At 67.0% G+C, this 19,890-nt stretch carries 20 protein-coding genes and 1 riboswitch; of the genes, 10 read left to right on the top strand and 10 right to left on the bottom strand.

Annotated features, from left to right (window positions below; all coding sequences use genetic code 11):
• Positions 1-24 precede the first annotated feature (24 nt).
• Complete coding sequence (greA, locus tag BLU38_RS06660) at positions 25-534, bottom strand: transcription elongation factor GreA (RefSeq protein WP_091521783.1); 510 nt, start codon at positions 532-534, stop codon at positions 25-27.
• An 88-nt stretch (positions 535-622) separates the two neighbouring features.
• A riboswitch (guanidine-III (ykkC-III) riboswitch) is annotated at positions 623-688 on the top strand.
• Positions 689-701: 13 nt separating this feature from the next.
• Between greA and BLU38_RS06655 the strand changes: the two genes are divergently transcribed.
• Positions 702-1,016, top strand: a complete 315-nt coding sequence (locus BLU38_RS06655) for a DMT family transporter (protein WP_091521780.1) — start codon at positions 702-704, stop codon at positions 1,014-1,016.
• Between the two features lies 1 nt (position 1,017).
• A complete protein-coding gene (locus BLU38_RS06650; RefSeq protein WP_091521776.1) occupies positions 1,018-1,395 on the top strand; it encodes a DMT family transporter in 378 nt (125 codons plus the stop codon).
• Here the strand turns inward: BLU38_RS06650 and BLU38_RS06645 are convergent, their stop codons facing one another.
• Both BLU38_RS06645 and BLU38_RS06640 read right to left on the bottom strand, forming a co-directional pair.
• Positions 1,396-3,408, bottom strand: coding sequence for a phosphocholine-specific phospholipase C (locus BLU38_RS06645; RefSeq protein WP_091521773.1), 2,013 nt, complete (start codon positions 3,406-3,408; stop codon positions 1,396-1,398).
• 209 nt (positions 3,409-3,617) lie between these two features.
• Entirely contained in the window at positions 3,618-4,025 is a 408-nt protein-coding gene (locus BLU38_RS06640) for a DUF4307 domain-containing protein (protein ID WP_157683254.1), read from the bottom strand.
• Between the two features lie 107 nt (positions 4,026-4,132).
• Between BLU38_RS06640 and mca the strand changes: the two genes are divergently transcribed.
• Positions 4,133-5,050, top strand: a complete 918-nt coding sequence (mca, locus tag BLU38_RS06635; protein WP_231920212.1) for a mycothiol conjugate amidase Mca — start codon at positions 4,133-4,135, stop codon at positions 5,048-5,050.
• Positions 5,047-5,358, top strand: a complete 312-nt coding sequence (locus BLU38_RS06630) for a hypothetical protein (RefSeq protein WP_091521760.1) — start codon at positions 5,047-5,049, stop codon at positions 5,356-5,358. The genes mca and BLU38_RS06630 overlap by 4 nt, the downstream gene beginning before the upstream one ends.
• A gap of 6 nt (positions 5,359-5,364) precedes the next feature.
• On the opposite strand, the gene BLU38_RS06625 is transcribed toward BLU38_RS06630, so the two are convergent.
• Complete coding sequence (locus BLU38_RS06625; RefSeq protein ID WP_091521756.1) at positions 5,365-6,111, bottom strand: FadR/GntR family transcriptional regulator; 747 nt, start codon at positions 6,109-6,111, stop codon at positions 5,365-5,367.
• A 306-nt stretch (positions 6,112-6,417) separates the two neighbouring features.
• Between BLU38_RS06625 and BLU38_RS06620 the strand changes: the two genes are divergently transcribed.
• From BLU38_RS06620 to BLU38_RS06605, 4 genes are all read left to right on the top strand, one after another.
• On the top strand, positions 6,418-7,263 hold the full coding sequence (locus BLU38_RS06620; protein ID WP_091521754.1) for a fumarylacetoacetate hydrolase family protein: 846 nt from the start codon (positions 6,418-6,420) through the stop codon (positions 7,261-7,263).
• 11 nt (positions 7,264-7,274) lie between these two features.
• A complete protein-coding gene (locus BLU38_RS06615) occupies positions 7,275-8,021 on the top strand; it encodes an SDR family NAD(P)-dependent oxidoreductase (protein ID WP_091521750.1) in 747 nt (248 codons plus the stop codon).
• Positions 8,018-8,998 carry an aldo/keto reductase gene (locus BLU38_RS06610; RefSeq protein ID WP_197680023.1) on the top strand — a complete coding sequence of 327 codons (981 nt, stop codon included), beginning with the start codon at positions 8,018-8,020 and terminating at the stop codon, positions 8,996-8,998. Before BLU38_RS06615 ends, BLU38_RS06610 begins: the two co-directional genes overlap by 4 nt.
• 536 nt (positions 8,999-9,534) lie before the next feature.
• The gene (locus BLU38_RS06605) at positions 9,535-10,581 is read left to right on the top strand and encodes an SDR family NAD(P)-dependent oxidoreductase (protein ID WP_231920211.1); all 1,047 of its coding nucleotides are present in this window, start codon (positions 9,535-9,537) and stop codon (positions 10,579-10,581) included.
• 38 nt (positions 10,582-10,619) lie between these two features.
• On the opposite strand, the gene BLU38_RS06600 is transcribed toward BLU38_RS06605, so the two are convergent.
• Entirely contained in the window at positions 10,620-11,387 is a 768-nt protein-coding gene (locus BLU38_RS06600; protein ID WP_231920210.1) for a phytanoyl-CoA dioxygenase family protein, read from the bottom strand.
• 106 nt (positions 11,388-11,493) lie between these two features.
• Between BLU38_RS06600 and BLU38_RS06595 the strand changes: the two genes are divergently transcribed.
• Entirely contained in the window at positions 11,494-12,402 is a 909-nt protein-coding gene (locus BLU38_RS06595; protein WP_091521744.1) for a helix-turn-helix transcriptional regulator, read from the top strand.
• A 90-nt stretch (positions 12,403-12,492) separates the two neighbouring features.
• Here the strand turns inward: BLU38_RS06595 and BLU38_RS06590 are convergent, their stop codons facing one another.
• Positions 12,493-14,157 carry an APC family permease gene (locus BLU38_RS06590; protein WP_091521741.1) on the bottom strand — a complete coding sequence of 555 codons (1,665 nt, stop codon included), beginning with the start codon at positions 14,155-14,157 and terminating at the stop codon, positions 12,493-12,495.
• A 221-nt stretch (positions 14,158-14,378) separates the two neighbouring features.
• On the opposite strand from BLU38_RS06590, the gene BLU38_RS06585 reads away from it, so the two are divergent.
• Positions 14,379-15,830: a sulfatase family protein gene (locus BLU38_RS06585; protein ID WP_231920209.1), complete on the top strand. Its 1,452-nt coding sequence runs from the start codon at positions 14,379-14,381 to the stop codon at positions 15,828-15,830.
• Between the two features lie 63 nt (positions 15,831-15,893).
• On the opposite strand, the gene BLU38_RS06580 is transcribed toward BLU38_RS06585, so the two are convergent.
• Genes BLU38_RS06580 through BLU38_RS06565 form a run of 4 tightly spaced genes read right to left on the bottom strand, consistent with a single transcriptional unit; the run spans position 15,894 to position 19,852 of the window.
• Positions 15,894-16,631, bottom strand: a complete 738-nt coding sequence (locus tag BLU38_RS06580; protein WP_157683253.1) for an HAD family hydrolase — start codon at positions 16,629-16,631, stop codon at positions 15,894-15,896.
• Positions 16,632-16,659: 28 nt separating this feature from the next.
• Positions 16,660-18,021: an ABC transporter substrate-binding protein gene (locus BLU38_RS06575; RefSeq protein WP_091521730.1), complete on the bottom strand. Its 1,362-nt coding sequence runs from the start codon at positions 18,019-18,021 to the stop codon at positions 16,660-16,662.
• On the bottom strand, positions 18,018-18,917 hold the full coding sequence (locus BLU38_RS06570; protein WP_231920208.1) for a carbohydrate ABC transporter permease: 900 nt from the start codon (positions 18,915-18,917) through the stop codon (positions 18,018-18,020). Before BLU38_RS06570 ends, BLU38_RS06575 begins: the two co-directional genes overlap by 4 nt.
• Positions 18,914-19,852 (bottom strand): carbohydrate ABC transporter permease, encoded by a 939-nt coding sequence (locus BLU38_RS06565; RefSeq protein ID WP_231920207.1) that lies wholly within the window; start codon positions 19,850-19,852, stop codon positions 18,914-18,916. The genes BLU38_RS06570 and BLU38_RS06565 overlap by 4 nt, the downstream gene beginning before the upstream one ends.
• Positions 19,853-19,890: the final 38 nt, after the last annotated feature.

Genomic DNA, 19,890 nt, shown 5'->3' with positions numbered 1-19,890 from the left:
CGATGCCCGGGCTCAGGACCAGGGTCAGGACTGGTAGGGCTGGACCTTGATGATGGTGACGCTGATCGGCTTGCCGTTCGGGGCGTCGTAGCTGACCTCGTCGCCCGGCTGCTTGCCGAGGATGGCCGCGCCCAGCGGGGATTGCGGGCTGTAGACGCTGGCCTTGCTGTCGTCCATTCCGAGCATCTCGCGGGAACCGAGCAGGAACGTCTCGGTATCGGACTCATCGCCGAAGAAGGCGATCGTGACCTCCATACCGGGAGCGACCTCATCGGAGTTGGCCGGCGCCTCACCGACCTTGGCCCGCCGCAGCATGTCGGTCAGCTGACGGATCCGCGCCTCCTGCTGGCCCTGCTCCTCGCGGGCAGCGTGGTAGCCGCCGTTCTCGCGCAGGTCACCCTCTTCACGAGCGGCCGCGATCTTCGCGGCCACCTCGGTTCGACCCGCACCGGTCAGATGATCCAGGTCGGCCGCCAGCTTGTCGTAAGCGTCCTGAGTCAGCCAGATCGTCTCGGTAGAGGTGTTCTCAGACATCCGACAAGCCTACCAACAGCGCCGTCGGCCCGGCCAAACCCTTCCCGGTCCCCGGCATGGTTCCGGACCGGGATTTGCTATCGTTGGGTTCGGAACCGGCGAACGGTTCGCGGACGAGGGAGCAGTACCCGCACCACGACAAGACTGACTCAGAAGGAGTCCTTGTCATGGCCTGGATCGTCCTGATCGTATCGGGCATGTTGGAGGCCGTCTGGGCAGCCGCCCTGTCGGCGTCGCACGGTTTCCGACGGCTGCGCCCCACCCTGTTGTTCTTCATCGCCCTTGCGCTCAGCATGCTCGGACTGGCCTGGTCGATGACCTCGCTGCCGACCGGCACCTGCTACGCCGTCTGGGTCGGGATCGGCGCCACCCTGACCGTGCTCTGGGGCATCGTCACCGGCCAGGAACGGTTCGCCCTGGCCCGCGCCCTGCTGTTGGTGCTGCTGGTCGGCTCGGTGATCGGCCTGAAGGTGGTGAGCTGAGATGGCCTGGCTCATCCTGATCGTCAGCGCCGTCTTCGAGGCGGTCTGGGCGACGGCCCTCGGGCTGTCCGACGGACTCAGCCGCCCGCTGCCGGCGATCGTCTTCTTCGTCGGGCTGGCCGTCAGCATGGTCGGCCTGGGCCGGGCGACCCGACAGATCCCGATCGGTACGGCGTACGCGGTCTGGGTCGGGATCGGCGCAGCACTGACCGTCGGCTACGCGATGGCGACCGGCGCCGAGGCGACCTCGATCCCGAAGATCATCTTCATCTCCGGGATCATCGTCGCGGTGGTCGGCCTGAAGCTGGTGCCGGGCAGACCACGCGGGTCATCCGACGCTCCCGCGGTCGAGCCCGAGGATCATCGGACGGCCGATTGATCAGGAGTCTGCGTTGCGTTGTCGCCGTTCGATCCGACCGGCGAACTGTCGAACGATGTCGGCTCGACCTGACACCGTGACCGTGACGTCGTAGCGGCCGTCGGCATGACCGACCGGGATGCCGATGCCGCCGGCATCTGCTGTCAGTTTCATCGTCCGTACCCGCCCGGTCAGTTCGTCGACGATCCGTGCCACCGCCGGACGCTCGGCGCGGCCGGTCACCGTGAGCAGGCTGCCGTGTCGGGTGGTGGCGCCGATGGTGATCCCGTCGGCGCCGCCGGCGTAGCGGCGGAAGAAGCCGTTCGGACCGTGCAGCGACAGCTCGCCGCCGGCCGGCACCGGGATCGTCGCCCGCAACTCGTCGCCGGCACCGATGGTGTACGAATACGGCAGCTCGGCTCCGACGACCCGGACCTGCAGATGGACCCCGAGCCGACCGGAGTTGCGCACCAGCAGCAGCACCCCGGTGTCGGTGTGCTCGGCCTCGACGTCGAAGGCATAGCCGAGCGGTCGGGACCGTCGGCCGCCCGGCTCCTGGCGCGGCAACTCCGGTTCGGCCGGCGGCACCGGCACGTAGTCCGGATGCCGTTGATCATCGGTCGGGCGATAGTCCTCGGTGTCCGGCAGCCGCGGGGCACGGTGCGGCTTGGCGAAGTCCAGTGCGCCGGTCAGATCGCCGCAGACCGACCTCCGCCAGGGCGTGATGTTCGGTTCGTCGACGCCGAACCGTTGCTCGAGGAATCTGATGATCGAGGTGTGATCGAGCACTTCGGAACACACCCAGCCACCGGTGCTCCACGGCGACACCACGAACATCGGCACCCGCTGACCCAGCCCGTACGGGCCGGTCGCGCCGAGCGGTCCGGCATAGATCTCGTGCTCGGTCGACACCGTGGACGCTCCGGGCAGCTGATCGGAGTTGGGATAGGGCGGCACCACATGATCGAAGAACCCGTCGTTCTCGTCGTAGGTGATCAACAGCACGGTCCTGCTCCACACCTCCGGGTCGGCGGTGAGCGCGTCGAGCACCTGCGCGGTGTACCAGGCGCCGTAGTTGACCGGCCAGTTCGGATGCTCGGTGAACGCCTCGGGTGAGCAGATCCAGGACACCTGCGGCAGGTTGCCGGTGCTGACGTCGCGGCGCAGCTCGTCGAACAGCCCGTCGCCGGCCTTGGCGTCGGTGCCGGTCCGGGCCTTGTCGTACAGCGGATCGCCGGGTCGGGCGTTGCGATAGCTGTTGAAGTAGAGCAGCGAGTTGTCGCCGTAGTTGCCGCGATAGGCGTCCTCGATCCAGCCCCAGCCGCCGTCGGCGTCCAGCCCGTCGCCGACGTCCTGGTAGATCTTCCAACTCACGCCGGCCTGTTGCAGACGTTCGGGATAGGTGGTCCAGGAGTAGCCGGCCTCGTCGTTGCCGAGCACCGGGCCGCCGCCCGTGCCGTCGTTGCCGGTCCAACCGGTCCACATGTAGTAGCGGTTCGGATCGGTGGAACCCATGAACGAGCAGTGATAGCCGTCGCAGACGGTGAAGGCATCAGCCAGGGCGAAGTGGAAGGGCATGTCGCGCCGTTCCAGATGAGCCATCGTGGTGGTGCCCTTGGCGTCGATCCAGCCGTCGTAGTTGCCTCGGGCAAAGGCGGCGTGCGCGTCCGGCCAGCCGTGCGGCAGGTCCTGGATGAACGCCATTCCAAGATCATCGTGATCCGGTCTGAACGGCAGGGTTTCCTTGCCGGCTTGGGATTGGTGCCAGACCGACTTACCCGACGGCAGTCGTGCCGGGTGCGGGTCGCCGAAGCCGCGGACGCCGCGCAGCGTGCCGAACAGGTGGTCGAAGGATCGATTCTCCTGCATCAGCACGACGACGTGCTCGACATCGGCGATCGTCCCGGACCGGCGGTCCGCTGGGATCGATTCTGCGCGGGCAATGCTGGCGCCGAGTCGTTCGGTCAAGGCCGCTCCGACGGCTGTGGCTCCGCTGAGTTGCAGGAATCGGCGACGATCGATCGATGGTGTCACGGGCGCTCCTGATCATGGACATCCACGGGGCCATGATCATCATCGATGGAGTCGATCATGGTCGAGCGCCACTGCTGTCCGCCGTGGGCTCCGTGCGGCACCCTTGACCCGGCAGGCGACGACAGCCCGACCCGCAGGTTGCTGTCGTACGAACAGTTGGTGCAATGCGCGGGGGACCGGTCGACCCAGTTCGGGGAATGGGCGGTCGATCACCCCTGGACCGTGCAACCGCTCATCGATACCGAGGTCGCCCGTCGGATGGTGCGCAGTGAGTCGTGCACGTCAGTCAGCCGATCCGTGCCGGGGCCGACCGTGATCGTCTTCTCTCCGACGGTCTCGAAGTTGGTGGCCTGGGCGATCACCCGGCAGGTCGCGGCGACCGACGGGTCGGGACGTTCGACAGTGAGGGTGAAGGTGACCGAGCTGTCGGAGGCGACCTTCCAGACGTGGATCGCTCCACTGACCGTCGGTCGCGAGTGCACCGCGGCTGCCCAGATCAACCATCCCAGTCCGATCGCGGCGACCACGGCAACGGCGACGATCACCAACGGTCGACGGCGACGCCGCTGCGGATAGCGGCCCGCCGGTCGCTGCTGGGACTGCTGCTGGTCGATCACCCCACCATTGTCCGACCGCGGCAAGCCCGAGGCCAATCGGGTGCCGACCCCAACCCTGCTGCTTCCCCGGATGGGGCGATCGGTCCCGAGATGGGAAGATGGGCGCTGTGACATCTCCGGCATTGCGACTCGACGAGTCGGGCGAGCGGCTTCGGCTGTTGCACGTCCACGCGCACCCCGACGACGAATCCAGCAAAGGCGCGGCGACCACGGCCAAATACGTGGCCGAGGGCGTCGACGTGTGGGTGGCGACCTGTACCGGAGGCGAGCGGGGCGACATCCTCAATCCGGCGATGGACCGGCCGGACGTGCTGGCCAACATCGCCGAGATCCGCAAGCAGGAGATGGATGCGGCCCGCGAGATCCTCGGCATCCATCAGGTCTGGCTCGGCTTCGTCGACTCCGGGCTACCCGAGGGGGATCCGCTGCCGCCGCTGCCCGAAGGCAGCTTCGGCACGGTCGACCTGGACGTCGCGGTGCGGGCGCTGGTGAAGGTGATCCGTGAGTTCCGGCCGCATGTGCTGACCACCTATGACGAGAACGGCGGCTATCCGCACCCCGACCACATCCGCTGTCATCAGATCAGCGTCGCGGCCTTCGAGGCGGCCGGCAAGGACGGCGCCTTCCCCGACGCCGGACCGATCTGGCAGCCGCAGAAGCTGTACTACAACATGTCGTCCCGGGCACGCTACGAGGCGCTGGACGCGGCGATGATCGCGCGCGGCCAGGAACCCCCGTACGCCGAACGGCTGAAGAACTGGAAGCGGGACAGCACCGACCGGGTCACCACCCGGGTCAATTGTGCCGACTACTTCGCCGTACGGGATCGGGCGCTGATTGCGCACGCGACCCAGATCGACCCGGAGGGGCACTGGTTCGCCGTGCCGCTGGAGGTGCACCAGCAGGCCTGGCCGACCGAGGACTACGAGCTGGTCACCTCACACGTCGAGACCAGCCTGCCCGAGGACGACCTGTTCGCCGGAATCCCGACCAAGCCCGGCCCCGGAGTAGGCTCGGACGCGTGATTTTCCTTGAGGTCGACCCGAATGTGGTGAAGCCGGGCTGGACTCCGCTGATCATCACGATCCTGCTCGCCGCCGCCATCGCACTGCTGATGCTCAGCATGCGTCGGCAGATGCGCAAGGTGCGGGTGCCGCATCGCGACGAGGTCGGCGGTGCTGAGGCGGTCGGACCAACCCCGGCCGCCGACCGGCCTTCCGAGGAGCCTCGAACCACTGAGGACCCCGGTGCCGCCGCGGACGCACCGGATCAACCCGACGGCAAGCCGGCCGATCGACCGACCGCGGACCACGCGCCACGACCTGGCTCCTGAGTCGGTTCAGCGTGCTTGGGGTGCCTGAACGCCGGGTGCCTGACCGACGACGTCCGGACCGTCGAGTGCCGGGGCAGCCTGCTCCAGGGTCGACCGTAGCCATTCCTCCACTCCGGCCACGTGCACCGTTGCCCGGATGGCAGCCAACTCGGGATCACGCCGGCGCAGCGCGTCCAGGATCTCCTGGTGCTCGGCCAACGTCCGAGTCAGCGCGCCGTACTGGGTGATGCCGCGCCAGACCCGCGCTCGATGGGTCGGACCGGCGACGCTCTCGATCATCGACGCCAGCATCGCGTTGCCCGAGCCGAGGGCGATCCGGCGATGGAACTCGGTGTCGGCGGCGACCAGCGCCTCGACGGGGGAGGAATCATCGGCCCGAGCCAGCACTTCGCTGAGCTGAGCAAAGTCGTCCTCGCTCATCCGGGCGGCCGCCTTGGCGGTGGCCGCGGGTTCGAGGATCCTCCGCACCTCGAGCAGGTCCAGCACCGAATCGTCGTGATGGAATTCGACGATGAAGTTCAGCGCCTCCAGTAGCGAGTCGGCGGCCAGACTGGCGACATAGGTGCCGTCGCCCTGCCGGACATCCAGGATCCGCATCAAGGACAGCGCTCGGACCGCCTCCCGCAGCGAATTACGACTCAGGCCGAGGGTGTGCGCGAGGTCGGCCTCGCGTGGCAGCCGGTCGCCCGGACGCAATTCCCCCGAGGTGATCATGCCCTTCAGGCGCTCGATCGCCTCATCGGTCACCGCCATCGCCGTGCCTCCTCTTCCTGAACCGACCAGCCGGGGGAGATCGCCCGGCCGGCACTTCGTGGACACCTGCTTGGCAGGCACCCCGACTCCTGGCAAGGTTAACCAGACATCGGGTGTTTGGTGCGGACGGTGGTCGGCCGTCCGTCTGCCGATCACGCGATCCGCGGCTCCCGGTGGTCGGATCGACTGTCGGGTCCAACCAGGATCGTCGCAGGATGTGGTCCGGGTACGCCACCCGAATTGCTCGGATCTATGGTTGTCGCGACCCCAGCAGACGAAGGCCCCAGCAGGTGAAGGAAGGACGAGATGCGACTAGCACGGCACGGCCGCCCCGGCGAGGAGACTCCGCTGATCGGTGACGCAGAGGGCAACTGGTGGGACCTCAGCGCGCAGACCGGAACGATCGACGCCGGATTCCTGTCCGGTGGCGTGCAGGCGGCAGTCGACGCGGCCAAGGCCGGGGAACTGCCGGCCGTCGACTCGGTCGACCGCTTCGGTCCGCCGTTGACCGGCATCGGCAAGATCATCTGCATCGGACTGAACTACCGCGATCACGCTGCCGAGACCGGCGCGGCGATCCCCGAAGAGCCGATCCTCTTCCTGAAGACCCCGGACACCGTGGTGGGTGCCACCGACACCGTGCTGATCCCGCGCACCTCGGTCAAGACCGACTGGGAGGTCGAGCTGGCGGTCGTGATCGGCAAGGAGGCCCGCTACCTGGAGTCACCGGAGCAGGCTGCCGACGCGATCTTCGGGTACGCGATCAGCAACGACGTCTCCGAACGTGCGTTCCAGATCGAGCGCGGAGGCCAATGGGACAAGGGAAAGAACTGCGAGACGTTCAATCCGCTCGGCCCCTGGATCCTCACTGCCGACGAGGTCGCCGACCCGCAGCAGCTGGGTCTGCGGCTCTGGGTGAACGGCGAACAACGCCAGAACGGGACCACCGCCGACATGATCTTCGGCGTCCAGCACGTCGTCTGGTACCTCTCCCAGTTCATGGTGTTACGGCCGGGCGACGTGATCAACACCGGTACGCCGGCCGGCGTCGCGATGGGCATCGAGGGGCAGCCGTTCCTGCGCGACGGCGACGTCGTCGAGCTGGAGATCGACGGCCTGGGTAAGCAGCGGCAGACGTTCCAGCAGGCGTGAGAGGACAACTCATGGGTGAGTTCGACGGGCGGAAGGCGCTGGTCACCGGCGGCGCCTCCGGAATCGGTGCCGCGATCGCGGCACGGTTGGCCGCAGGCGGCGCGACGGTCGCCGTCCTGGATCGGGAACTGGGGGAACTGCCGGCCGGGCAGATCGGCGTCCGCGCCGACGTCACCGATGATGCGGCGGTCCGGCAGGCGGTGTCCGAGGCGGTGGAAAAGCTCGGAGGTCTGGACATCCTGGTCAACAATGCCGGGATCGGCGCCCAGGGCGACGTGACCGCCAACGACGATCAGGAATGGCACCGGGTGTTGGACGTCAATGTGGTCGGGATGGTCCGGGTCACCCGCGCCGCGTTGCCCGCGTTGCGCAAGTCCGACGCGGGAGCGATCGTCAACACCGGCTCGATCGCCGCGACCGCCGGGCTGCCGCAGCGAGCGTTGTACTCGGCGAGCAAGGGCGCGGTGCTGTCCCTGACCCAGGCGATGGCTGCCGATCTGACCGAGGCGGGCATCCGGGTCAACGCGGTGAACCCCGGCACCGCCGACACCCCGTGGGTCGGTCGGCTGCTGGACAGCGCCCCCGATCCGGTGGCCGAGCGGGCCGCCCTCGAAGCGCGCCAGCCGCACGGGCGGTTGGTGTCGGCCGACGAGGTCGCCGGCGCCGTCTGCTACCTGGCCTCGCCGACCTCGGGCTCGACGACCGGGACCTCGATCGCCGTTGACGGCGGGATGCAAGGCCTTCGGCTGCGGAAATGACGATGCAGCGACGCAAGATCGGCCGTACCGGGCTGGAGGTGACCGAGCTCGGCTTCGGCGCCGCCCCGATCGGCAACCTCTATCGGGCGATCACCGACGAGCAGTCCGAGGCCACCGTCGACGCCGCCTGGGAGGGCGGGATCCGCTATTTCGACACCGCCCCGCACTATGGTCTCGGGCTCGCCGAGCAGCGCCTCGGCGCCGCCCTGCAGAAGCGGCCCCGGGATGGGTACGTGTTGTCCACCAAGGTCGGGCGGCTGCTGGTCAGCTCGGGGGAGTCCGATCATGATCAGGAGGGTTTCGACCTCGAATCGGACCTGACCCGGGTCCGCGACTACAGCGCTGCCGGGGTCCGCCGCAGTTTGGACGAGAGCCGACAACGGCTCGGTCTGGACCGGATCGACATCGCCCTGGTGCATGACCCCGATGATCATCTGCGGCAGGCCGCAACGGAGTCGATCCCGGCGCTCTGCGAACTCCGGGACGCGGGTGAGATCGGGGCGGTCGGCGTCGGCATGAACTACGTCCAGCCGCTGCTCGAGCTGGCCACCCACGACTACCCGGCCGGCGTCGGGATCGACGTGATCCTGGTTGCCGGCCGCTGGACGCTGCTGGACCGGACCGCCCGACCGCTGCTCGACGCCTGTGCCGATCGGGGGATCAGCGTGATCGCGGCGGCACCGTTCAACAGTGGTCTGCTGGCCGGCGCGGAGCCGCCGGCGGACGGGCGGTTCAACTACGAGCCGGCCACCCCTGAGGTGATGGCCAAGGCTCGGGAGTTCGCCGCGGTGGCACGTGCTGCCGGCACCGAGCTGCCCCACGCGGCGATGCGGTTCCCGCTCCGGCACCCGGCTGTGGCCGCAGCCCTGGCTGGGATGCAGACACCGGCCGAAGTTGCGGCGAACGTGGCTTGTGCGGACGACCTGCCCGAATCGGCGTGGCAGCGGATCGAGGCCGTCGAGCCCGCCCTGGGCTGATCCCGGCGTCGACGCCCGCCGGCCGGCTCTCCCGCAGTGTCAGAACCAGCTGCACCGAGCGACCGACTGACCGGTATCGGCGATATCGCACCGCGTGTTGCCGAATCGCCCCTGGGGCTCGACCTGAAGCGGCGAGGTCCCGCCTGGCGCTGCCAGTCGTAGCGGCGATCGAGCGGCGACGACTTGCCGCGTGTTGCCGAATCGCCCCTGGGGGCGGATTGGTGGCGGCGATATCGCACCGCGTGTTGCCGAATCATCCCGGGGACGGATTGGTGGCGGCGATATCGCGCCCCGTGTTGCCGAATCGCCCTAGGGGTTCGGCCGGCCGCGGATCGGCGCGCGGCGAACCTCGGTCCTTCGGTCCGGCACGGGTGATCTACTGCCGGCCCGTTGCGGAGGATCGGGCGGTGACGGGCCGAACATCGACGGGGTCCAGGAGCTCGGACAGTCGATCGGTCGGCGAATCCGTACTCTCGCGCAAGAAATACGGATCCACAAGGATTCAGAGTCTGGGCGGAGGGGCGGACAGTAGAGACGTGACCGCAAACCTGAACTCTTCCGTCATCGACAAACAACGACCGCTCGGCACCGGCTTCGGCGCCGCCGACACCGCGGACGACGTGCTGGCAGGCATCGACCTGACCGGGAAGAACGTGATCATCACCGGTGGCCATAACGGGATCGGCCGGGAGACCACTCGAGCGCTCGCCGCAGCGGGCGCCACCGTGACGGTCGCCGCTCGCGACCCCGAATCAGCCGCGACCAAGCTGTCCGGTATCGACCGGGTCGAGATCCGCCGGCTGGACCTGATCGACCCCGACTCGGTGGACGCGTTCGTCGCCGGGTACCTCGACTCCGGGCGACGGCTGGACGTGCTGATCAACAACGCCGGGCTGATGGGTGGACCCCTGGTCCGGGACGGACGCGGCTACGAAGCCCAGTTTGCGACCAACCATCTCGGGCATTTCCAGCTGACCCTCGGACTGCTGCCCGCACTACGCGCTGCCGGTACTGCGCGGGTCGTCAACCTCACCTCCGGTGGCCATCGGATGTCCGACATCCGCTGGGACGACCCGCACTTCGCCAACGGCTACGACGAGATGGGCCTGCTCGGCTACGGCCAGTCGAAGACCGCCAACGTCCTCTTCGCCGTCGAACTGGACCGCCGGTGGGCCGCTGACGGGATCCGCGGCTACGCGGTCCATCCCGGAATCATCATCACCACGAGCCTCGGCCCGGCGCGCGCCGCCGGCGAATCGGCTGCCGGCTGGCTCGACACCGAGTTGCTGCGCGCCCAGGGATTGATCGACGACGCCGGTCAGCCGATCAACGATCCGGACCACGAGAAGAAGTCGGTACAACAAGGTGCCAGCACGAGCGTCTTCGCCGCGACCAGTCCGCTGCTGGCCGATGTCGGCGGTGTCTACCTGAAGGACAACGACATCTCCCCGCTGGACATCGACCCGCAGCCGATCGACTTCGCGTCCGAGCAGACTCCGAGTGCCACGGTGGTGCCGCACGCCATCGACCCGGAGTCGGCACGGCGTCTGTGGGACCTCAGCCTGCAACTCATCGGGCGGTAGCCGGCCCGGCCCGTCTGCGTGGCACCCGGAGCCGGGCCTTACGGAACCGGTGGGAAGTCCTTGTCCGGCAGCGGATCGCCGGCCTTGAGATGCAGCGGATCGGTGCAGACGTGACCGCGGCCGTCGACGGTCACGTCGCGGTCGACGTAGATGTTGACGTGGGCGAACCGGAAGTCGTCGGTGTCGTTGGAGTTGGCGGTATGCGGCGTGTAGCCGTTGTGGAAGGTGACGTCGCCGGCACGCAGCGGGACCGTGACCCGGGGCAGGTAGGCGAGGTCGGGAGCGGCCTCGAAGAGGTCCCGGGCGTCGGCGATGTCGATCGGCCGGATGTCACGACGATCCTGCTGGCCCGGCAGGAAGGTCATGCAGCCCCGCTCGACCGGGACATCGACCAGGGCGATCCAGGCCGACAGTGAATGCCGGGCGTCGGCGTGCGGCCAGTACGGGGCGTCCTGATGGAATTCGGTCGGCGTCCCGTTGTGCGGCGGTTTGATCAACAGATGGTCATGCCAGATCCGCAGCGGGATGCCGGCCAGCTGGGTAGCCAGCTCGGCGAGTTTCGGGTGCATCGTCAGCTCACGCAACTCGTCGTCGCGCTGCCAGATGTTCACCACCTGCTTGAACATCTGATTGTCCGGATCGAGGCCGGCCTCCTGGTCATAGGCCCTGGCAGCTGCGGCGCGGTAACGGTCGACCTCGTCGGCGTCGAGGACGCCCGGCAGGTGGACGAAACCGTTGGTCCGGTAGCTGTTGATCGTTTCGGGTGCAAGGGTGAGCGGCTGATGCCGCGACGTCGTTGTCGTCATAGCTGAAATCATCTCGTCCCGGACAGGTCGGCAGCTAGGACAGGACTGGCCGGTGACTAGCACGATCCTGCTCCCGCGGTGATACGGCTCGCGCTACTGTCGAGTCATGATGCCCGATCGGATGCGCAGGCAGCACGTCTTCGGCGCGGGCGGCTATCCGATCAACAGCGATCGACTGATGCTGACCGAGCCGGTACCGGCGCACGCACACGACTTCTGTGAGGTGGCGATCATCTGCGGCGGCCGGGCCGACTACCGCACCCGGCACGGCGCGCGGGTCCTCGGCATCGGCGATGTGGTCGCGGTCCGGCCGGGCCGATGGCATGCCTACACCGCGGTCGCCGAGCTGGACGTGGTGAACATCTATCTGGGTGCCGAACTGCTGTCCACCGAGCTCTCCTGGGTGCTGGACGATGCGACCCTCACCAACCTGCTGATCGGCAGCGGTGACCTCTCCGTCCGACTGACCGACGCAGCGACCGAACGCGTGGCCGGCTGGTCGGCGGCGTTGGCGGAGTCCCGAGCTCGGGACTCCGCCGGGCAGGAAGCGGATCGCGGTCGGATCGGGGTCGCGGTGCCGCTGCAGTTGCGCAGTCTGCTCGGGGCGGTGCTCGCCGAATTCGTCGGCAGCCGTCCGATCGGATCGCCGGGGCCGGCCCCGGCCGCCGTCCGGCAGAGCCTGGCCGCGATGGCCGAGCAACCGGCGCATCCGTGGACGATCGACGAACTGGCCCGCCGCGCGGGCGTCTCGGCGTCCCATCTGCACCATCAGTTCGCTGCCCAGCTCGGTACCAGCCCGCTGCAGTGGCTGACCCAGTACCGGACCGAGCAGATGGCGGTCCAGCTTGCGGCCGGGTCACGAACGGTGGCCGAGATCGGCCGTTCGGTCGGCTGGCCGGACCCCAACTATGCGGCCCGCCGGTTCCGCGCTGCCCACCATCTGACCCCGACCGCCTACCGGGCCCGGTTCTCGTTCGAGGCCGGCGGCGACGCGGCTACCCAGGACGCCGAGTGACCCGAACGGCCGCTGAAACCGCGGCGGGACCTGTGCCGGCAACGGCACAGGTCCCGCAACGATGGCTGCCCAGTCGGGCGTCAGCAGATGTCAGCCGACCGCGCCGAGCTCTTCCTCCTCCTCGGCCGACTCGTTCTCCGCGTCGGTGATGTGATGCTGGACCGCGTCCAGCGGAAGCCGGCTGCGGATGGCCAACAGGTAGATGCCGGCCGAGACCACCAGGTTGATCAAGAACACCCAGTAGAACGCCTTCGGGTGGTTGGTCGGGTCGAAGAAGAAGCTGATCGCCAGCATGCACAGGAACCACGGGATCACCCAGATCGCACCCGCCTTGAAGTCCAGCGGCGGTGCCTTCTTGCCGATCAGCTGGAACGCCACCAGCAGGACGTAGCCGATCAGGATGGTGATGAAGAGCTTCTTGTTGGTCTCCCAGCCGCCCCAGAAGACGATCATGTTGGAGCTGTAGAAGGCGAGGAACGGGATCACGTCGCCACCAGGCAGCCGGAACGGCCGTTCGCGGTCCGGCATCTGGCGCCGCAGAGTCGCCACCACCAGTGGACCGGAGCCGAATGAGATCACCGTCGCGCTGGTGATGAAGCCGACCAACTGCTGCCAGGACGGGAACGGCAGGAACAAGATCATCGCGACGACGAACGTGAGTAACAGGCTCCAGGCCGGAACACCGTTCTTGTTGGTCGTGGACAGCCACCGCGGAGCATTGCCGTTACGGCCCATCGCGTACGAGACGCGGGAAGCGACGGTGGTGTAGACCAGACCGGTGTCGGCCGGGGAGATGATCGCGTCGATGTACAGGATGATCGCCAGGAAGCCCAGGCCGGACAGCGCGGCGATCGCAGCGAGCGGACCGAAGTCGTTCTCGAAGGTCAGCTTCTCCCAACCACCACTGGCATCCAGCGCGCTGCGCGGCACGCCCATCGTGAAGGCGATCTGCAACAGAGCGTAGATGACCGCGCAGATCGCAACCGAGCCGATCACCGCGAAGGGAATGTTCCGCTTCGGGTTGGAGGTCTCGCCGGCCAGCTCGATGCCCTGCCGGAAGCCGAGGAAGGAGAAGGTGATACCCGCGGTCGCGATCGCTGTGAAGATCCCCGACGGATGCGGTGCGAAACCGTGCGAGGCGAAGTTCCCCGGACCGCCCATCTTGGTGCCGGCGAAGGCCGTGATGATGAAGATCACCACGACCGCGACGATCACCAGCAACTTCCACCAGACCAGGACGTTGTTGATCTGGGCGAACAGTCGTACGCCGAGATAGTTGATCACCACGAAGACCGCCATCAACACCACCGCGACCCCCAACCCGAGAGGGGTCAGGGTGTGCGTCGTGCCGCCGGCCAGTTCGTGCTCCTTGGTGAACGGTGCGTATTTGGTGGCATACTGCAGCGCGCCCTCGACCTCGATCGCCGGCACCGCGGCCGAGGAGATCCAGGTGATGAATCCCAGGGAGTAGCTGGCGAAGGACCCCCACACCATGTGCGGATAGCGGACGACGCCGCCGGAGATCGGGAACATCGGGCCGAGCTCGGCATAGGTGAGGCCGATCAGCATGATCATCACCGCGGCGATCAGCCAGGAGAACAGGCCCGCGGGGCCGGCGACCGCCGACGTATTGAACGCACCGAACAACCATCCGGACCCGATGATCGATCCGATACCGGCGAACAGTAGCCCGATTCGCCCGACATCACGCCGGAGTTTGGTGCCGCCCGGCGACTCGGCTGTGGACTGTGCCATCTGGACATCCCCTTTGACCGCGTACAGATATCGCCGATAGCTGAGCTAACGGCATCAGTTCATCTTCGGCCGATCCGCCGAAAATACGTCGACCGGGGGAGCCTAGTTTCTCAGCCGGCCCTCAGAAAGGCCCCGGGGTGGACCGGCGCGAATGGGGGCGGTTGAGCGGTTGCTGCGGTGCTCGTCGACAATGGGCGGACGACATTCGAGGAGGACGCAGCGTGGCGGGTGCAGGAAATGACGTGGCTCGGGAGCGTGCGGCGGCGGATGGTTCGGCGATGGCCCGATCGGGCCGGCCGAACATCATCCTGATCGTCTCCGACGACCACGGGTACGGCGACCGTGGCGCGGTGAGTGAACAGGCCGGGGTTGTGACCCCGGCCCTGGATCGGATCGCCGCCGAGGGGATGACCTGTACCGACGCCTACGTGACGGCGCCGATCTGCAGCCCGTCGCGGGCCGGCATCATCTCCGGCCGCTATCAGCAGCGCTGGGGCGGGCTGTGGTTCGATTCGGCGGCGTTCCCGCCGGACGATCCCGCCGATGCTCCCTCGTTGGCCGAAGCGTTGCAGCGACAGGGTTATCGGACGGGCTACTTCGGCAAGGTGCACTACGGCAAGGAGCAGGTCGGTGATCGAGCCTGTCCGCCACATCATGGTTTCGACGTAACCACCTATGGCCTGGCCGGCCAGTCGATGGGCCGATTGAATTACCTGCGGCATTCGTCTGCGGCGCAACAGCAATACGGTGAAGCAGCCCAGCCGATGGCCGTCCAACCACTCCTGACCGGCGACGAACCGTTGGAGTACGAGGGTTTCCTGACCGAGGAGCTGGGGCGGCGGGCGCGTGATTTCATAGCCGCCGAGGAGGATCAGCCCTATTTCTGCATGATCGCCTTCAATGCTGTTCACAACTTCTGCTGGCAGTTGCCCGACGAGGAGTTGAAGCGCCGCGGCCTGCCGACCTATCGTGACTGGGATCCCGACAGCGGCACCAGCTACGGCGACTGGTACGACGACGCGATCGTGCCCAATCTGCCGCACGGCCGGGATTACTACCTCGCACAGCTGGAACTGATGGACGCCGAGATCGGCAACCTGCTCGACCAGCTGGACGAGGCCGGTCAGCGCGAGAACACACTGGTCGTCTACCTCACCGACAACGGCGGCTCGACCTGCAACTACGGCGACAACGCTCCACTGCGTGGCACCAAGTACACCTTGTGGGAGGGCGGCATCCGGGTGCCGTTCCTAATGAGCTGGCCCGAGCGGATCGCTGCCGGGTCGACCCGGTCGGCGGTCACCTCCAGTCTGGATCTGTATCCGACGCTGCTGGCCGCAGCCGGTGCGACCCCCGAGGCGTATCGGCAGTCCGACGGGATCGATCTGATCAGCGACGACGCCGGACATCGGGATCTGCATTGGGACTGTGGCTTCCAGTGGGCCGTCCGTTCCGGCGATTGGAAGCTCTGCGAGGTCGACGACGGATCGCCGAACGTGCAACACCTGGCCTCCTACGAGCACGCCCCGATGGGCGAGGGCCTGCGCCTCACCAACCTCGCCGTGGATGTCGCCGAGCAACACGACCTGTCCTCGCAACATCCCGAGATCGTCGAACAGCTGACGGCACTCCATCGGTCCTGGCGCACCGACGTCGGTCTGCCAGCCTCCTGAGGTAGTGGCCTGAGCTCGTCGAAGGTCAGGTTGCCCTCAGGACAGCTCAGGACTCCGCGTCGGTCACTGCCGCAGCAGGTGCTGGACGAGATCGTCCAGCCGTGCGGTGATCAGATCCGGACCGGTCAGCGCAGGATGTTGATCGGCCGGCACCCGTTGCCGGCGGGCAAGATCGTCGAGGTAGTCGGCATCAGCAGTCTCGGGTGCGTCGGTGCGGAGCAGCACCGTCCGGGCACCGACGGCATTCCCACCGGCGATGTCATGATCAAGACGGTCGCCGACGTGGACGTAGCGTTCGGCGGTGCCGCGGGCGGCGGCGAACATCCGCGCCGACGGCTTCGGTTCGCCGACGTCGTCACTGGTGATCAACCCGTCGATCAGCTCCAGCAGACCGGCGTGTCGCAGGATCGGTTCCTGATAGGGGCGCCAGCCGTTGGTCAACACCAGCACTCGCCAGCCGGCCGATCGCAACCTGCTCAGCAGCTGCGGCGTCCGGTCGTGCAGCAGAGTGGTTCGGCCGGCCGCTGCATACTCCTCCAACCGCTCGAACAGGTCGAACGGTGCGCTCGTGTCCGCTTCAGCGAGCTCGTCGGCGACGATCTGTTGCCAGTCGTACGATGCCATCACATCGCTGTCCAACAACGCGGTGTGGCGTCGGAGGATCGCGCCGCGGGCCTCGATGCCGCGATCGATGAGGTCGTCCTCGAGGTCCGTGATCACCCGCCCGAACGGACCGTTGATCAGGGTGCCATCGAGATCGAAGCTGATCGTCTGGGCGGTGGTCGGCAGCTGCGAGCTCACCCGACCATTGTCCCTGCCGCAGCGATGATCACTCGTAGTGGGCCCGGTAGTTCTCCTCCAGCAGTTCGGCCTTGCGACGCATCTTCTTCGCCAGCTGGCCGACGAACCGCTCCGGCGCGATGTTGGAGGAGTACAAGGTCTCGAAAGCGTCGTCCATGAAGTTGCTCGCGTCCGGGATGACCAGTCGGGCGAGATCCTGGGTCTTGGTCTTCGGCAGCTGCTTCAGAGAGGTGGAGAAGTTGGGATCCTTGGCGACCAGCTCGACCAACCGCGGATCCTGCTGTGCCTTCTTCACGATCGGCAGATAGCCCGTCGCCATCGTCCAGGTCGCCGAGTTCTCCGGCTTGCCCAAGAACTTCAGGAACTGGAAAGCGGCCTGTTTGCGGGCGGTCGGGGCGTTGGCCATGATGCCCCATCCGGAGCCGCCGGTGGGGCAACCGAACGACTCGTGCTCGGGCATGAAGCCGGTGCCCAGATCGAACTTGCTCGCCGTGGCCAGTTCGGTGGTCTGCGCCAGACTGGCGGTGCTCATCAAGGCCGCCGAGGCCGCTTGGTTGCCGAAGTCGATCGAGCTCTTCGCCGACAGGTAGCCGGCCTTCTTCTTGTGCACGAAGTCGGCCATCCAGGTCGCGGCCGCGATGCCTTCGGGGGAGTCCAGCAGGATGTCCAGGCCATCGGAATAGCGGGCGTTCCACTGCCACATGTTGCCCTGGAAGTACCAGGCCGAGTAGCCGCCGTCGAGGGCCAACGGCATCACCTGACCGGCGGCGGTCTTGACTCCTCTGATCTCCGGCGCCCACTCGGCGAACTCGTCCCAGGTCTTCGGGGCGCGGTCCGGTAGCCCGGCCTTGGCATACACCGACCGGTTGAAGTAGAACAGCGGCGTCGACCGGGCGAACGGCAACCACCAGACGTGGTCCTTCACCGTGCCCTCGGTGATGAACTGCTCGATGTAGTCCTCGGGCTTCAGCTCGTCGTCGAAGTAGCCCTCCAACGGTTCCAACGCGTCGGCCAGATGCATCGCTCGCCAGGTCACCTCCGACAGCACCGTCAGGTCGGGGATCTGCCGGGCGATGATCGCCGCCGACAGCTTCTGCTGGGTCTCCTCGTAGCTGCCCTGATACTGCGGCTCGACGAAGATCTCCGACTGCGATGAGTTGAAGGCGTCCACCATCTTGACCAGCGCCTCGCCGGTGGCGCTGCTGAACGAGTGCCAGGCCACCAGGTGCTGGCGCTTGGTGTACTTCGCCGGCACCGCGCCGTCGACCTGGCGGTAGTCGTCGGAGCAGCCGGCCGCGACACCGGCGGTTGCCGCGCCGAGCAACCCCAGCGCCGTACGCCGCCCGAAGCGGCTCGTGTTGATCTTGTGGCCCGTGTTGATCTTGCTCATCCCTTGGTCGCCCCCTGTGTCAGACCGGCCACGATCTGGCGCTGCGCGATGAAGAAGACGATCAACACCGGGACGACGACGAAACAGGTCGCCGCCATCACCGCACCCCAGTTGACGTAGCCCTCGTCGCTCTTCAACATCAGCAACCCGACCGGCAGCACCCGCATGTTGTCGGTGTTGGTGACGATCAGCGGCCAGATGAAGTCGTTCCACTTGGTCACCAGGCTGACGATCATCACCGTCACCACCATCGGCTTGGACAGTGGCAGCACGATTGTCCAGAGCACCCTCAGATGGCCGGCGCCGTCGACTCTGGCCGCCTCATTGATCTCCTTGGGCAGGGTCATCATGTGCTGGCGGAGCAGGAACATCGCGAAGACGCTGCCGAAGCCGGGCACGATCAGACCGGCGTAGGTGTTCACCCAGCCGAGTTGCGCGACAGTCATGTAGTTGGGCAACAGCACCACGGTGCCGGGCACCATCATGGCGCCGAGGAAGATGCCGAAGATCAGGTTCTTCCGGGGGAAGTTCAGGAAGACGAACGCGTACGAGCTCAGCACCGCGACGCAGATCTCACCGGCCATCCCGACCACGGTGACGATGAAGGAGTTGATGTACATCCGGCCGAACGGCGCCGACTTCCAGGCGTCGACGAAATTCTCCCAGTGGAACTCGGTGGGGAACCACTTCGGCGGGAAGATGAAGATCTCTCCGGACGGCTTCACCGAGGAGCTTAGCAACCAGTAGACGGGGATGATCGCGGCCAGCCCGACCACCACCAGGGCCAGGTAGAGGATGATCTTGCCGACGACGCCGCCGTTGCGGCGACGTCCTGCGGGACGACTGAGCTGTTCGTCGGCCGGGGCTGCGGTCTGCAGCGTTGCGGGCGCGGTCACTGGTAATGCACCCGATTCCGGGTGAAGCGGGCCTGGGCCGCGGTGATCAGCACCAGCAGCACGAACATGATCATGGCTCCCGCTCCGGCGTGTCCGGCGTCGAACGCCTGGAACGCCTGCTCGTAGACATACCAAGACAGCGTCGTCGTCGCGGTGCCCGGGCCGCCCTCGGTCATCACGGCGATCACGTCGAAGGCCTGGAAGCTCCCGATGATCGAGGTGACGACCACGAAGAAGGTCACCGGTGACAGCAGCGGCAACGTGATCCGGAAGAAGGTGGTGATCGGGCCGGCCCGGTCGATCTTGGCGGCCTCGTACAGGTCGTTCGGCAATCCTTGCAGGCCGGCGAGATAGATCACCGCGATGAAGCCGGCGGTCTTCCAGACGTAGACGATGATCAGACCCGGAAGCGCCCAGGCGGAGTCGGTCATCCAGGCCGGTGAGGTGACGCCGACGGCCTGCAACAGCACCTTCAACAGGCCGTAGCTCGGATCGAAGATGTAGAGCCAGATGGTGCCGACGGCGGCGCCGGAGACGATGTGCGGTGCGAAGGAGAAGGTACGGACCAGATTGCGGCCGCGGAGCTTCTGATCGAGCAGGATCGCCACCGCGAGGCCGAGGATGATCGAGATGATCACGATGCCACCGGAGAAGACGATGGTGTGCCAGACCACCGCGCCGAACTCCGGATCGGTGAACATGTCGACGTAGTTGGCGAACCAGATCCAGGGCTTGGTCTCCGACAGCAGATTCCAGCTGGTCATCGACAGGTAGGCGTTGTAGAGCACCGGCCAGTAGGCGAACACCGCCAGCAAGATCACGTTCGGTGCGATGAAAGCCAGAAAGAGCAGATACTCGCGTCGTCGAAGTCTTCGCCGCGACATGCTGCGATCGGCGTGCTGCGCCGGATCCAGCGACGGCGTCGTTGCGGTCACCTCATCCCCTCCCGTTCGATGCCGATGAGCCGCAGGTG

The organism is Microlunatus soli (assembly GCF_900105385.1).
In the GTDB taxonomy this organism is placed as follows: Bacteria; Actinomycetota; Actinomycetes; order Propionibacteriales; family Propionibacteriaceae; genus Microlunatus; species Microlunatus soli.
Note: the sequence above shows the minus strand (reverse complement) of the source record. Positions and strands in the feature narration are given on the sequence as shown.

Coding starts and splice junctions, on each gene's coding strand:
- BLU38_RS06655 (WP_091521780.1), top strand. CDS start 702: ATGGCCTGGATCGTCCTGATCGTATCGGGCATGTTGGAGGCCGTCTGG.
- BLU38_RS06615 (WP_091521750.1), top strand. CDS start 7,275: ATGGGTGAGTTCGACGGGCGGAAGGCGCTGGTCACCGGCGGCGCCTCC.
- BLU38_RS06620 (WP_091521754.1), top strand. CDS start 6,418: ATGCGACTAGCACGGCACGGCCGCCCCGGCGAGGAGACTCCGCTGATC.
- BLU38_RS06600 (WP_231920210.1), bottom strand. CDS start 11,387: ATGACGACAACGACGTCGCGGCATCAGCCGCTCACCCTTGCACCCGAA.
- greA (WP_091521783.1), bottom strand. CDS start 534: ATGTCTGAGAACACCTCTACCGAGACGATCTGGCTGACTCAGGACGCT.
- BLU38_RS06610 (WP_197680023.1), top strand. CDS start 8,018: ATGACGATGCAGCGACGCAAGATCGGCCGTACCGGGCTGGAGGTGACC.
- BLU38_RS06625 (WP_091521756.1), bottom strand. CDS start 6,111: ATGGCGGTGACCGATGAGGCGATCGAGCGCCTGAAGGGCATGATCACC.
- BLU38_RS06650 (WP_091521776.1), top strand. CDS start 1,018: ATGGCCTGGCTCATCCTGATCGTCAGCGCCGTCTTCGAGGCGGTCTGG.
- BLU38_RS06590 (WP_091521741.1), bottom strand. CDS start 14,157: ATGGCACAGTCCACAGCCGAGTCGCCGGGCGGCACCAAACTCCGGCGT.
- BLU38_RS06575 (WP_091521730.1), bottom strand. CDS start 18,021: ATGAGCAAGATCAACACGGGCCACAAGATCAACACGAGCCGCTTCGGG.
- BLU38_RS06595 (WP_091521744.1), top strand. CDS start 11,494: ATGATGCCCGATCGGATGCGCAGGCAGCACGTCTTCGGCGCGGGCGGC.